The organism is Paenibacillus sp. V4I5, assembly GCF_030817255.1.
Classification (GTDB): Bacteria; Bacillota; Bacilli; order Paenibacillales; family NBRC-103111; genus Paenibacillus_E.
Window position 1 is genome coordinate 5,031,501 of record NZ_JAUSZB010000002.1, and the last position, 13,890, is coordinate 5,045,390.

The window sequence follows — 13,890 nt, forward strand, 5'->3', positions numbered from 1 at the left end:
TCTTTTTTTTATCTGGACACATACCCAATGAATTTATAGATTTTCCTATAATTTTTTAAGGGTTTTTTGGATCAAAACTTTTATTATAGGTTTATAACATTGAAGTAAGGAGTGAAGCAGCCTTGAACGGAAATACCAATGAAGCTCCTAGACTACCCATAACGACAATTGAGCATAAAGCTTTGCAGCTGAGACGAAGAAGAAGATTGAAACAAAACATTCCGCTTTTTATCATGCTTGTCCCTGTCTTTGCTTACTACATTCTGTTCAAATATTGGCCAATGGGCGGACTTATTATCGCTTTCAAAAGCTACAATTTTGCTGATGGTATTTTGCACAGTCCATGGGTTGGCCTGAAAAATTTTAAAGTTTTATTTTCCAGCTCCAGTACGCTCCAGATTATATGGAACACCTTTTGGCTCAGCTTTTTGAATTTGCTTGTCGGGTTCCCGGTACCCATCTTCCTCGCCATTCTGCTTAATGAAGTGAGGAAGACATGGTTCAAGAAATGGGTTCAAACGATCGTCTATCTGCCGCATTTTTTCTCTTGGGTCATCGTCGGAGGTCTCGTGTTATCCTTATTTGCAACCGATTACGGCTCGATCAACAAGGTACTCATGCTATTCAATATTGAACCTATAACCTTTCTTTACGAGTCAAAATCCTGGGTTGCCGTATTCGTTGGTTCGGGGGTTTGGAAGGAGATGGGGTTTAGCACAATTATTTATTTGGCCGCTCTAACGAACATAGATCCTGCCCTTTACGAGTCAGCAGGTATGGACGGCGCTTCGAAGTGGCGGCAAATTTGGCACATTACGATTCCGGGCATTCGTCACACGATCATCCTGCTGCTCATTTTGGCTATGGGTCAATTGATGGAGGTCGGCTTTGATCAGATATATAACCTTCAGAACTCAGCGGTTGCTGATGTGTCAGAGGTCATAAGTACTTATATTTATAAAATAGGTTTGGGAAATGCGCAATTTAGCGTAACTACGGCGATGGGGCTGTTCGAATCCGTCATTGGCTGTGCGCTCGTACTGGTAGCTAACAGGATCGCCCGCAAATTCGACCAAGCTTTATTCTGATAACGAGGAGGGGCGTCCGCATGAAAGCGACAAAAGGTGAAAGAATTTTCTACGCAGTCAATTATGTTATGCTCGGGGCAATTGCCTTAACCTGTATACTGCCATTTATTCATATTATAGCGCTATCGATGAGCGAGCGTTCGGCCGTAGATTCGGGACATGTTTTCTTCTGGCCGGTAGGCTTGGATTTTACGGCATATAAGGTTTTCTTCCTAACAACTCCGGCTTTCTCAGCATTTAAAAATAGCATTATCATTACGCTTGTCGGTGTTGCACTTAGTATGGCGGGGACGGTATTGGCAGCCTATCCGTTGTCGAGAAGCTATTTGATAGGACGACGCAAGTTTGTGCTTGCCATGGTGTTTACGATGTTGTTCTCAGGAGGGTTGATCCCTACTTATCTCGTCGTAAAGAACCTGTCTTTAATCGACTCCTATTGGTCTCTGTGGCTCACGGGGTTTATCAGTACCTACAATATGCTGCTCATGAAAAGCTACTTTGAGAATATTCCTCATGAAGTGGAAGAAGCAGCGCGAATTGACGGATGCAGCGACGTATCTCTCCTCATTCGAATCATATTGCCGCTATCGCTTCCGATGCTGGCCACTTTAGCCCTGTTCTATGGGATTAACTATTGGAATGCGTTTATGAGCGTTCTGATGTACATCAATAAGAGTGACATGCAGAATTTGACGGTCATTGTCCAAGCGATGCTGCAAAAAAACGACATCCTGAATTCACCTTCCCTAGCACCAGAGGAGCAGCTAATGGTTGCTACTGAAATGGTCAAATCTGTCGGCGTTGTCGTTATGGTGGTTCCGATGCTGGTCGTTTATCCGTTTCTGCAAAAATATTTTGTCAAAGGCGTTATGCTTGGTTCTGTAAAGGGTTAAACCAAATGGAGTTCCACGTTTACCAAAACTTTTCAATATAAACAGGAGGGTTTGCGCATGAAAAGAAAGTTGTGGATGGGTATGACAATTGGGGTCGTAGCATTAGGGGCAACGCTTGTTGGTTGCAGCAGCGACAAGAAAGAAGGAACGGCAGCCGGTACTACGGCTACGAATGCTCCGAAGGAGACAGCGGCAGCCAAACGAGGAAATGTTACCGTTTCCATGTATGATCGAGGTGGTGTACCTGCGTCGGAGGGGAACTACGAAGAAAATCGTTGGACCAAATGGATCAATCAAAACGGTCCTGTGAATGTGAAATACGTTCCAGTCCTCCGAGGCGAGTCTACGAAAAAAATGAATGTTCTTTTTGCCTCCGGTTCTGCGCCTGATATTGTGAACGAGTACAACACGCCGTTCCGTAACAGTCTGTACGATCAGAAGCAGCTGCTTCCCATTGACGACATCTTAAAATTCATGCCTGAATACCAGAAGCTGCTGGACCAGTATCCTCAGTTGAAGAAAGCGGGGACGAAGCCGGACGGCAAGATGTATGAAGTCGGTAAAGTAAAAGAAGCTACAATACAGCACATGTTAATAATTCGTACCGACTGGTTGAAAAAGCTGAATTTGAGCATGCCGACAACAACGGAAGAGCTTATGAAAGTAGCCAAGGCATTTGCTGAACAAGATCCTGATGGCAACGGTAAGAAAGATACGTACGGGATGAACATGAGCTACTATTCTGAACAAGCCATCAACGAGATTTTCGGTGAAAATTCGTCCAAGGATTTGATTGCCTGGGGAACTAAGGATGGAAAAATAATCCCTCTGTGGGACAATCAGCTGGCCTCCCTGACCTTCAAGAAGAAGCTCTATGACGATGGCCTTATCGATAAAGATTATATCAATGATAAAGACGGCGCAAAGGCCAAACAAGACTTCCTGAACGGCAGAATCGGCATTTACGTTAAATTTTCCGGCGGCATGTTTGACTTTGTTATGAACGACTTTGCTACGCTGAAGAAAAATGTGGCAAGTGCGGAAATTGCTCCGTTAGGCTATCCGAAATCACCGCTGGGGACATTTACCGGTGTATTAGATAATCCAGTGCAAATGACGACTGTTGTGAACGCCAAGGCGAAGGAGCCGGAAGCTGTCGGTCGCTATCTGGACTTCATGATGAAACAGGAAACCGCTTCGAAGGTTATTAACGGAGACGAAGGGACACATTGGAAGAAGAGCGCCAATGGCTGCCGTGAGACCATCGATCCATTGAAATCGAAAAATGAAGTCGGCTACGCTTTAGACTATGAAATGTTCTACTCTACAGGAACAGATAAGTGTTTCTTTACTCTAAACGGATTTAATACTGCGGTACCTGAACAGAAAGCCGGTTCGGACATGTATAAAGAACTTCAGAAAATTTATTTCGATCCGCAAAGACAATACCCTGGATTGACCCATGGGGAACATATGCCGGTCTATCCTGCTGATCTCCAAACGATTAACGCAACAATTCTAAAAGAGCAAACCGACTTATTTGTTAAGGCCATCATCAGCGGTGCGAAATACAGCCCGGAACAAGCGATTAAAGACGCACAAGCGGCATGGGATAAAGCCGGCGGCAAGCAGCTTGATGACTTTATGAACAAATGGTATGCGGAAAATAAAGATAAAGCGTTCCTTGCCAAAGATATTATGACAATTGCTAGACAACAAATGGAGCAAGTGAAGTAACTGATTTTGAAGGAGGAGTTGGACATGGATATGCGTTTGCCTGCCATGCAGACAACGCTTGGATGTCCAGCTTCTTTCTCATTCGTATCATCGGATCGATGGATTCACATCATGGGGGGAAATAGGAATGAACAAGGTGAAAGTCGCCATCATTGGCTGCGGCGGTATTGCAACTGGTAAGCATTTACCCAGCTTAGCAAAGATAGAGCAGGTCGAAATTGTTGGTTTTGTTGATGTCATGCTTGAACGTGCTCAGCAAGCTGCTGAGAAGTTTGGTGCTCCTGGAGCAGTGGTGTTTGAAACCTATCAAGAGCTTCTTGCGGATACTTCGATTGACATTGTTCATATCTGTACCCCGAATGATTCGCATGCGGAGATTTCGATCGCAGCTATGGAAGCAGGCAAGCACGTCATGTGTGAAAAGCCGATGGCCAAAACAGCCGCCTATGCTCGGCGTATGGTTGAAGCAGCTAATCGTACAGGTAAGAAGCTGACCATTGGCTACAATAATCGTTTCCGTGCGGATAGTCAGCATTTGAAGAAAGTGGTTGAAGACGGTGATCTAGGCGAGATTTATTTTGCCAAAGCGCATGCCATTCGCAGGCGTGGGGTTCCAACTTGGGGTGTATTTCTGGATGAAGACAAACAAGGCGGAGGTCCGCTGATCGACATCGGTACACATGCTCTCGATTTAACGCTGTGGATGATGAATAACTACGAACCTAAGGTGGTGCTTGGCACCGCTTATCATAAGCTTTCACGGAAAGAAAATGCCGCTAATTCCTGGGGTCCTTGGGATCCTGAGAAATTCAAAGTGGAAGACTCCGCATTTGCGATGATCGTGATGAAAAACGGCGCGACTGTGATGGTGGAGGCGAGTTGGGCCTTAAATACATTGGATACGAAGGAAGCAAAGTGTACGCTTTGCGGTACAGAAGGCGGAGCCGACATGCAGGATGGCTTACGCATAAATGGTGAAAACCATAGTCGTTTATACGTCAATCAGCTACAGTTCGATGCCAAAGGCGCAGATTTCTACGAGGGTAAAAAAGAGAGCATGTCGGATAAAGAAATCCGTACATGGATTGATGCTGTAATGAACGATAAGCAGCCTATTGTAACGGCCGAGCAATCGTGTGTGGTTTCCGAAATTCTTGAGGCTATCTACGAATCCAATAGAACGGGAAAAGCGGTCTATTTTGACTAAAAACCGGAAATGAGGCCATTCTTTCATGATTAGAGTAGCGATGTTGAGTTTTTGGCATGTTCATGCAAAGGATTATGCACGTCTGGCTGTCGAGCACCCGGGTACCGAAATCGTTGCTGTATGGGATGAAGTTCCAGAACGAGGACGACAGAAAGCTGAGGAATACGGCATCAAGTTTTACGAAGATTTGCATGAACTTTTGGCAAAACCTGATATCGACGGTGTTATTGTGGATACTCCAACGAATCGGCACCGTGATGTCATCATCGCAGCGGCTGAAGCGGGTAAGCATATCTTCACAGAAAAAGTTATAGCTACCACGACGAAGGAATGTAAGGAGATATTGGCTGCTGTAGAGGCTGCTGGGGTTAAATTAACCGTATCTCTGCCGCGTCTCTATATGGGATTTACGCAAGCTGCACAAAGCTTCATTCAGGAGGGGCTGCTTGGAACGATAACAACGGTTCGTATACGGCTTGCTCATAACGGCGCACTGCGAACAGAAAAACATCCAAATGGTTCGCTCCCATCCCATTTCTTCAACTTAGAGGAATGCGGGGGAGGAGCATTGATGGATCTTGGCTGCCATCCGATGTACTTGACCCGACTGTTCCTTGGTTTACCGGAAAGTGTTAGTGCGAGCTTCGGTTATATCACGGAGCGAGAGGTAGAGGATAGTGCGGTAGCTATCTTACGTTATCCAAATGGGGCTATAGGCATTGTTGAAGCGGGATTTGTAAATAGCTATTCACAATTTGATATTGAGGTTCAAGGAACCAAGGGCAGCCTGATGTACACCAGAACAGATGACAAACTGTTGATACGCAGCGCTAAGCTGGAAGGCGAGGCAGCAAAAGGGTGGCAAGAAGTGACGGATCTGCCAAGTCTGCCTTCGGCTTTTGAACAATGGGTCTCCCATATTACATGTGGAACAACGGCTTCTGAAAATATACAAATAGCCCTTGATTTGACCCGTTTAATGGAAGCTTCGACTTTATCGGCACGCTCAGGTGCTGTATGTAGGCTGAGTGACCTTGCGGAATAAGGAACTTCCTTAAGGAAAGGCCAGACCATCCCCTGCAAAGGAACAAGGGTAATCTGGCTTTTCTTTATTAAGGGATAGGCTGACAACTAAGTTCTAAGGAGGAACAGACATGCTGGATAAAGGGGAATATTCATTTTCTACCTGCTGGAACATTAAGAAACACACGATTGGGCGGAACATGATAGAGGAGATCAAGGAACTCGGCTTTCGTCAGGTGGAATTGAACTATAACGTGACGGAAGAGATGATGAAGACGATAGAGCCGATGATCGAAAAAGGGGAAATTGGCGTATCCAGTGTGCATAATGTATTTCCTTTCATTAATGATAAGGATTATGATACGGACTCCGTCATGCTCGGTTTCGATGATGAGGTGAAGCGCAAGCGATCCGTGGAGCTGTTGATCCGGTCTATGGAATATGCGAACCGCTATGGAGCGAAGGCCGTTGTCGTGCATCCAGGCGAAGTGCCTTTTGAATATAACATTGATTTGGATTTGAAAAAGCTTTACAGGGATCACGGGAAGGATTCACCGGAATATCAAAAGCTGTGGAAGGACATGTCCGAAAGACGGGAACGGTTGAGTCCGCTCTATACCAAACGGATTCAAGACAGTCTGGAGGAAGTGAGCGAGCATGCAGCCAAACAAGGATGGTCTGTAGCCATTGGCATCGAAACACGCTCAAGATCGTACCAGATGCCGACCTTAATGGAAGCGAAGACCATTTGCGAAAATCTGAAGGGTGGTCCGGTTTATTTGTGGTACGATATCGGCCATGCCATGATGATGGATCGAATGGGCTTGTACGATAATCTCAAGGAGCTGCAGGAAGTGAAACGCTATATTTATGGCGTACACATCCATGAAACACTTGAGCTGTCCGATCACTGGTGTCCTTATGTGCACAGTAAAGATCTGCAATATTTTGATCATTTTCTTGAAGCGATTGATTTCGCCAAAGTCAAAGTCTATGAATTGAAGGCTCTATGCCAACCAGATGAGATTGATGAGAGCCACAGACTCATTACAAGTAAAATTGCAGCTATGAAAGGTTAAAGGTGATCAGCATGGACGCTACTTATAAACAGTTGGTACACATTTATGATGAACATACAGCAGCTATGCTGCAGCAGCAGGTGCTTGATCCTACATCGAAATATGTTGGTGGAATTATTGATGAAACGGGCATCGCCCGTGTCAATCATCTCAGCACGCCGAGCGTTTTGGCCGTTTGGGCTTCCGCATTAGTTAATCCAGATTCACGTTACTATCATGATGGGGCACTTTTGTCCGCTTTCGACAAAGCAGCGGATTTTATTTTGAACCGCCAGCATGCCGACGGCACGATATCGTTAGGTTCAACAAACTATAATTCCCCTCCAGATACAGCCTTTGTCGTAGGTGGAATTACGCAAGTTTACCAATTGCTTGAGGCGCATGACTGGGCGGCTGTGAAGCCTGCTTCCGCCAAGCTGAAGCTCTTCCTGGAGCGTACGATCCCTGCGATGCTGACAGGCGGATGTCATACACCGAACCATCGCTGGGTTATCACAGCAGCACTTTCGCTGTTGTATAAGATTTTCCAAATGCCTGAGCTCATAGCTAGAGCGGATGAATGGTTGGCAGAAGGTATGGATATCACACAGGACGGCGAATGGACAGAGCGCAGCAACGGCATCTATAATGCCGTCAGCGATATTGCTTTATACCATACAGGACGTGTGCTTAACCGTCCAGAGTTACTTGAATGTGTGCGTCGCAATCTGCGCATGATGGTGTATTTGATCCATCCATCCGGTGAGGTGGTAACCGATTATTCGGGACGCCAGGATTTCGGACAGACGTTTGATATGGCTACTTACTTCCTAATCTATCACTTAATGGCTGCACATGATAAAGATCCATTGTTCGCTGCGATGTCAGACTACGCTGGCACCTTTATTAAGCGTCCTGAAGCGGTAAATAACAATGCGCTCTTGGGTTTATTGCTGTATCCCGAAGCAGATATTTCCGGTTTGGAGCGCACTCCGCTTCCCGATCGTTATGTCCAAGTTATCAATGAGCACCATCCGATCAATGAGCATTTGGCGCAAATCGATGGCGTGGGCCACCATATGAAAATCGAGCATAGCAGCATGCACCTAGCTTTTGGTGCCCCGCTTGTACGCATACGGGAGCTTGATCAGAGCGTGACGATTATGCCGCAGACACCGTCATTCTTCTCCCTTCGTCATGGCAAAGTAAGGCTGCTGGGCATTAAGCTGTCTACATCCTTCTCGCCAGGAATTGTGAAGTTCGCACACCTAACTGCTGAGGAAGGCGTTTATAAACTAGGAGTTGTATTGGAAAAAGGATATAACGGACCGATTCCGCGTCAATTTTTGCCGGAGTCAGCGGAGAGATCGACGCTCAGTCCGTGGTACTTGCTTCCACATCAGCATCGTCCGATGACACATCTGCAAACCCTTGAGTTTCAAGCGGAAATTAGGCAAGGAGACGGGGAATGGACGATTCGTATCCTTTCCGATGAGCGAGAAGATGTTTTCACGCAGTTATCCTTTATTTTTGGAGATGAGGGTACGGTTAGCGGCAGTGACCTCGCTCAAGCCGAGGCAGGAAAATATTTCTTGAAAAATGGATCTATGAAATATACGGTGGATGAAGATGCAATTGAGATTTCAACAGGCGCCTACGAGCATCTGCTGCCAGTGCTTCGTGAAGACCAACATCCGACCGGTTGCAAATACGTCCATGTGAACCTGGTGACGCCGTTCGACCGGACATTTACGGTACGTCTACTGTAGAAAGGAAGGCCGAGATGACGACTTATTTTAATGAACAAGAGAGTATACAGTCCCGCTTAGGAGACGACGATAACCGAACATTGAAGGTGCTTGCGGACCGCTACATTGGGGCAAATCCGCCCGTCCCATTTGCTTACCGGGCCTTTTACCGATCTGGTATTTTGCAGAACGAGGAAGGGATGTTTGATTTGAATCTGGGACGGAGATTTCCCGAAGCAAGACCAGGCCAATTTTCATATGCCTATGGTTTAGTATGGAGCGATGGTGAACGAAACCTGGATGTGTTGTTCCGCTGTTTGGGGCCGATTGAGTTCTATTTCAATGATGAACGTGCCTATCGTTCTAACGTAATAGATGAAATTAAGCCAGATGCCAGCGTTAAGCTTAATCTGAACTTTGTGAAAGGCTGGAACCGACTTTTTATCAAAGCCAAGCATACGGCTGCGGGCTTCGGCTGCTTGTTCGGATCTGATGAAGCCAAAGTACGGATTCTGAATGTGCTTACTCCATTTGCCGAAAGGCAAGGACAGGCGGGATGGGTGTACTCTGCACCGACTGACACGGATATATTCGAGGGCAGTCCACTGCCTGATGGTTTGGCGTCAGAGAAAGAGTACGGGCTGCGCTGGCTGCCGACCTGTGAGTGGAGTGAAGGTGATCTTGCGAAGCCTGTTTGCGAGCGTTTATTCGGCTTACAGCCTGGTAAGCAAGCGTACGCGTGGACGAAGCTGGACAAAGTGAGCTCAGGTGAAGAATCTTGTCTGCTGAAGGGCTATACGGCAGGCCCGTTGACCGTTTGGCTGGATGGGAGGCAGGTATTGGAGCTCGCGGAAGAAGGCGGCTTTCAGGTGGAAGTCCCGCTATCTTTTGGCAAACATGATCTGTTAATCCGCAGTATTTGTGGAAATAACGCTTGGGGTTTCACACTTCATGCTTATGTTAAGGGACAGGTTGTCCCATTAAGCGCTCCTCAGAAGGTTCACGGATCAGCTGAGCCGTGGTTCTATGTTGGACCACTGGATGCAAGTGTTGAGCTTGCATATGAGGAATTATTAAGAACCGATCGCATTTATGCTAAAGGTTCAGAGTCAGGTGCTACAGGTGACAAGACGTACTGGCAGTTAGACCGTCCTGACGCCTGGATACGTCCTTATTATGAGAATGCCATGCTGAGCAATAAATGGACTGTCGGCAATGTTACGAATTATGCCCGCTGGGATTATCCGCTTGGTGTGACCATTTATGGACTGCTGCAAGCAGGTCGGTTGCTGGAGCGGTCTGATATTATCGGTTACGCCCTTGGGCATGTTCAAAGCTGCACAGACATGTTCGACTACTCGCTATGGGATCGAGAGCAGTACGGGTTCCCTGCGATCAATCAACAATTGGTCATGATGAAAATGCTGGATAATTGCGGCTCCTTTGGCTCCGCGATGTTGGAAGCCTATCAGGAAGAGAAGGATCCGGGCTTCTTGCCGATTGCGCAGCGAATTGCCGACTTCATACTCACGCGGTTGGAGCGTAAGGAAGACGGGGCATTTTATCGGATATGTCAGGATGAATATTCGGAAAATACGATGTGGGCCGATGATTTATACATGAGCACGCCGTTTCTCTGCCGCTATGCGGGGATAACCGGCAGCAGCGAGGCACTGGATGAAGCAGCGAAGCAATTTCTGTTATTCCGCAAGTATTTGTACATGCCGGATCAGCGCATTATGTCGCATGTATTTGATTTCAAATACGGCATGGCTACCGGCATTCCTTGGGGACGTGGGAATGGTTGGACACTCTTCTCGCTGACAGAAGTGCTGGAGGTTCTACCTGCAGACCATGAAGCTCGCCCGGAGTTAGTACATTTCTTTAACGAACTTTGCACGGGATATGCCGATTTGCAAGCTGAAAGCGGGCTGTGGCATCAGGTGTTGAACGATTCTGACGCCTATCAGGAAGCCTCGTGTACGGCAATGTTTGCCTATGCCTTTGCGAGAGGCGTGCGATTCGGCTGGCTCAAGGAACCAAATCGGTTCGTCGATGCTTCGCTGAAAGCATGGGACGGTTTGACCCGTCTGGCCATCGACGCCCAGGGCAATGTGCATGGCGTTTGCAGCGGCTCGCGGTATGCCTTTACCGCTGATTATTATAAAAAGGACCTGCTCACCGTAACCAATGATAACCACGGGGTTGGCATTATGATGCTGGCTGGGACAGAAGTCGTGAAGCTGAAGCGTTGGCTGTCGCTCCCGGAGGAGCGGAGATAGTGAGCTTGGTGGTGGGGGTAAGCGTGTTTTAAAGCGCTAAGGAGGCAATTTTCCGTGTTCCCCATCTGTTAGCGATGAAAAACATTGTTACAGATGGAAGGGGCGTTATCCACAAATGCTAATAGACAAATAAAAAAATCCCGCTCACGCCTAATGGCTGGAGCGGGATTTTTGACGATTACGTGTTAATGAGGTATTGGTTAACTGTGGCTTTAATCAATTCCAAACGGCCGGATTGGTTCACGATGGTGCTGTTGTTCTCAAGTGCATAAGCTTCAAGCGACTTGAAATCCGCTTTGCCGGACACGATGTCAGCGCCGATGCCGGATTTGAAGGAAGCATAGCGCGTGTCGAGGATGTTGTCGAATACGCGGTCTTCGATCAATTTGGCAGCGACTTCTAAGCCGCGAGCGAAAGCGTCCATGCCTGCGATGTGGGAGTAGACGACATCGATTGGCTCGAAGGAAGTACGGCGAACCTTGGCGTCGAAATTCACGCCGCCGCGGCCGATGCCGCCTTCGTTCAAGAGGATTTCGTACATCGCGAGTGTCGTCGAGTACAGGTCTGTCGGGAACTCGTCGGTATCCCAGCCGAGCAGCAGATCGCCTTGGTTCGCATCGATGGAACCAAGAACACCGTTGGTGCGCGCGACGCGAAGCTCGTGCTCAAAGGTATGACCAGCAAGCGTGGCATGGTTCGCTTCCAGGTTTAATTTGAAATACGGCAGCAAATCGTATTTTTGTAAGAAAGATAGCGTCGTTGCCGCATCGAAGTCGTATTGGTGTTTGGATGGCTCTTTTGGTTTAGGCTCGATCAGGAATTGACCGTCGTAGCCGATTTCTTTGGCATAATCAACCGCCATGTGCAGGAAGCGAGCAAGGTTATCAAGCTCCAAACCGAGGTCCGTGTTCAGCAGAGTCTCGTAGCCTTCGCGTCCGCCCCAGAAAACGTAGTTTTCGGAGCCGAGCTCTTTGGCATGATCTAATGCTTTTTGTTCACTTGGGCAGCAGCGTAAGCAAATACGTCTGCATTGTTCGTCGTAGCGGCGCCGTGAACAAAGCGCGGGTTAGTGAACATATTAGCTGTGTTCCAGAGCAGTTTCTTGCCGCTGGATTTCATTTTGTCTTTGATCAGGGCAACGATCTCGTCGAGGTTCTTGTTCGTTTCTTGCAGCGTGCTGCCCTCAGGTGCGATATCGCGGTCATGGAAAGCGAAGTAGTCGACATCCAGAATGTTCAGCAGCTCGAAGCAAGCGTCAACGCGAGCTTTGGCCAGCTCAAGGCCGGAGTATTGATCCCAAGCGCGGATCGCTGTGCCACTGCCGAATGGATCGGAGCCATTAGCGGAAAAAGAATGCCAGTAAGCGATTGCAAAACGTAGATGTTCACGCATAGTTTTGCCTAAAATGACTTGATCGGGATTATAAAATTTAAAAGAAAGCGGGTTCGTCGATGTGCGGCCTTCGTACTTAATTGGTTGAATGTTGTCAAAGTAGCTCATGAATTCAGCCTCCATAAATTAAGGAATAATTGCTTATGCAGTCATCATAGCACCAAATGAATAGTTTGTAAATTCATTAAACAAACTTAGTTAATGCGTGAAAATGTCTTTCATGTTAAAATCAGTTCATTAGAAAAGAGCGACAAGCAATTAGAGCAGTGTGGGGGCAAACATGAAGCAAACAGGCGATTTGAATCTCGTTAAAAAAATAAATAAATCCATCGTACTACACCATATTCGCACGAATTCTCCAATATCCCGAGCACGGATTGCAGAAATTACAGGGCTGACAAAGGCGACAGTTTCGAGTCTTGTTAACGAATTGATCGAGAGCAGTGTCGTGGAAGAGATTGGCGTTGGTGAATCAAGCGGAGGGCGCAAGCCGATGATGCTGCTTTTTAATGGAACGGCTGGCTATGCCATTGGGGTCGATCTAGGGGTTACTGATATTCTCGCGGTGCTGACGGATTTAAGCGGTAAGATCATCCGGGAGATAAGAGTGCAGCATGACAATTCTTCCGTAGAAAAGGTTGTCCAGCTGTTGAAAACGACCATCCGCGGACTGATAGAAAACGCGCCGGAGAGCGTCTACGGTATTATAGGAATCGGCATCGGAGTGCCGGGTATTTGTGACGAGAGCGGCAATCTGCTGTTCGCGCCGAATCTTGGCTGGGAGAACGTGCCTTTGCAGCAGCAAATCGAGGAGACGTTCAACATTCCGGTTGTTATCGATAACGAAGCGAACGCCGGAGCTGTAGGGGAGAAGCAGTTCGGAGCCGGTAAAGACACGGCGAATCTGGTGTATGTGTCGATCGGCATCGGGATTGGTGCTGGGATCATCATTAAGGGCGAGCTGTACCGCGGGGCGACCGGCTTCTCTGGTGAGATCGGGCACATCTCGATCCAGCACGACGGGCCCAAGTGCAGCTGCGGCAGCTTAGGCTGTTGGGAGCTGTATGCGTCTGAGCATGCGCTCCTCACGCAGGCGCGCCGCGAGCTTAACGATGACGCTGCGGATCTGGAGGTTTTGCTGAGCAAAGCCGAAGCCGGAGATCCAACTGTGATAGCGCTTTTTGAGCGCCTTGGATATTATCTCGGTGTAGGCGTAGTTAATATTATCAACGGATACAATCCCGAATATATTATTCTCGGCGGCCGCTTAGCAAGTGCCGAGAGATGGTTGATGAAACCGCTGCTGGCCCTGCTCGAGAAGCGTTCCCTGCCGCATCCGCGAAAGCAGCTGAAAGTGGCGTTCAGCGAGCTGAGCGATCGGTCGACGGTGCTCGGGGCGGCATCTTTTGCGGTGGCCACATTCTTCGTGGAAACAACGGTTTCGGTAGAGCGGAACTAAATA

10 protein-coding genes and 1 pseudogene are annotated in these 13,890 nt (G+C 47.6%); 10 read left to right on the plus strand and 1 reads right to left on the minus strand.

Annotated elements, in window-relative coordinates:
- Window positions 1-233 precede the first annotated feature (233 nt).
- The 9 genes from QFZ78_RS24975 (at window position 234) to QFZ78_RS25015 (ending at window position 11,036) form a co-directional block, all read left to right on the plus strand.
- Window positions 234-1,088: an ABC transporter permease gene (locus QFZ78_RS24975; RefSeq protein ID WP_307555885.1), complete on the plus strand. Its 855-nt coding sequence runs from the start codon at window positions 234-236 to the stop codon at window positions 1,086-1,088.
- A gap of 20 nt (window positions 1,089-1,108) precedes the next feature.
- Window positions 1,109-1,981 carry a carbohydrate ABC transporter permease gene (locus QFZ78_RS24980; protein ID WP_307551539.1) on the plus strand — a complete coding sequence of 291 codons (873 nt, stop codon included), beginning with the start codon at window positions 1,109-1,111 and terminating at the stop codon, window positions 1,979-1,981.
- A gap of 57 nt (window positions 1,982-2,038) precedes the next feature.
- A complete protein-coding gene (locus QFZ78_RS24985) occupies window positions 2,039-3,718 on the plus strand; it encodes a type 2 periplasmic-binding domain-containing protein (RefSeq protein WP_307551541.1) in 1,680 nt (559 codons plus the stop codon).
- Between the two features lie 24 nt (window positions 3,719-3,742).
- On the plus strand, window positions 3,743-3,898 hold the full coding sequence (locus tag QFZ78_RS24990; protein WP_307551542.1) for a hypothetical protein: 156 nt from the start codon (window positions 3,743-3,745) through the stop codon (window positions 3,896-3,898).
- On the plus strand, window positions 3,846-4,925 hold the full coding sequence (locus QFZ78_RS24995) for a Gfo/Idh/MocA family protein (RefSeq protein ID WP_307551544.1): 1,080 nt from the start codon (window positions 3,846-3,848) through the stop codon (window positions 4,923-4,925). The genes QFZ78_RS24990 and QFZ78_RS24995 overlap by 53 nt, the downstream gene beginning before the upstream one ends.
- Before the next feature lie 25 nt (window positions 4,926-4,950).
- Window positions 4,951-5,970 (plus strand): Gfo/Idh/MocA family protein, encoded by a 1,020-nt coding sequence (locus QFZ78_RS25000; protein ID WP_307551545.1) that lies wholly within the window; start codon window positions 4,951-4,953, stop codon window positions 5,968-5,970.
- Window positions 5,971-6,079: 109 nt separating this feature from the next.
- Window positions 6,080-7,027 carry a sugar phosphate isomerase/epimerase family protein gene (locus QFZ78_RS25005; RefSeq protein WP_307551547.1) on the plus strand — a complete coding sequence of 316 codons (948 nt, stop codon included), beginning with the start codon at window positions 6,080-6,082 and terminating at the stop codon, window positions 7,025-7,027.
- Window positions 7,028-7,038: 11 nt separating this feature from the next.
- A complete protein-coding gene (locus QFZ78_RS25010) occupies window positions 7,039-8,775 on the plus strand; it encodes a hypothetical protein (RefSeq protein ID WP_307551550.1) in 1,737 nt (578 codons plus the stop codon).
- Between the two features lie 14 nt (window positions 8,776-8,789).
- Window positions 8,790-11,036 carry a glycoside hydrolase family 88/105 protein gene (locus QFZ78_RS25015; RefSeq protein WP_307551551.1) on the plus strand — a complete coding sequence of 749 codons (2,247 nt, stop codon included), beginning with the start codon at window positions 8,790-8,792 and terminating at the stop codon, window positions 11,034-11,036.
- A 178-nt stretch (window positions 11,037-11,214) separates the two neighbouring features.
- Here QFZ78_RS25015 and xylA read toward each other — a convergent pair.
- Window positions 11,215-12,536 (minus strand): annotated as a pseudogene (gene xylA, locus QFZ78_RS25020) (xylose isomerase).
- A 172-nt stretch (window positions 12,537-12,708) separates the two neighbouring features.
- On the opposite strand from xylA, the gene QFZ78_RS25025 reads away from it, so the two are divergent.
- On the plus strand, window positions 12,709-13,887 hold the full coding sequence (locus tag QFZ78_RS25025; RefSeq protein WP_307551553.1) for an ROK family transcriptional regulator: 1,179 nt from the start codon (window positions 12,709-12,711) through the stop codon (window positions 13,885-13,887).
- Window positions 13,888-13,890: the final 3 nt, after the last annotated feature.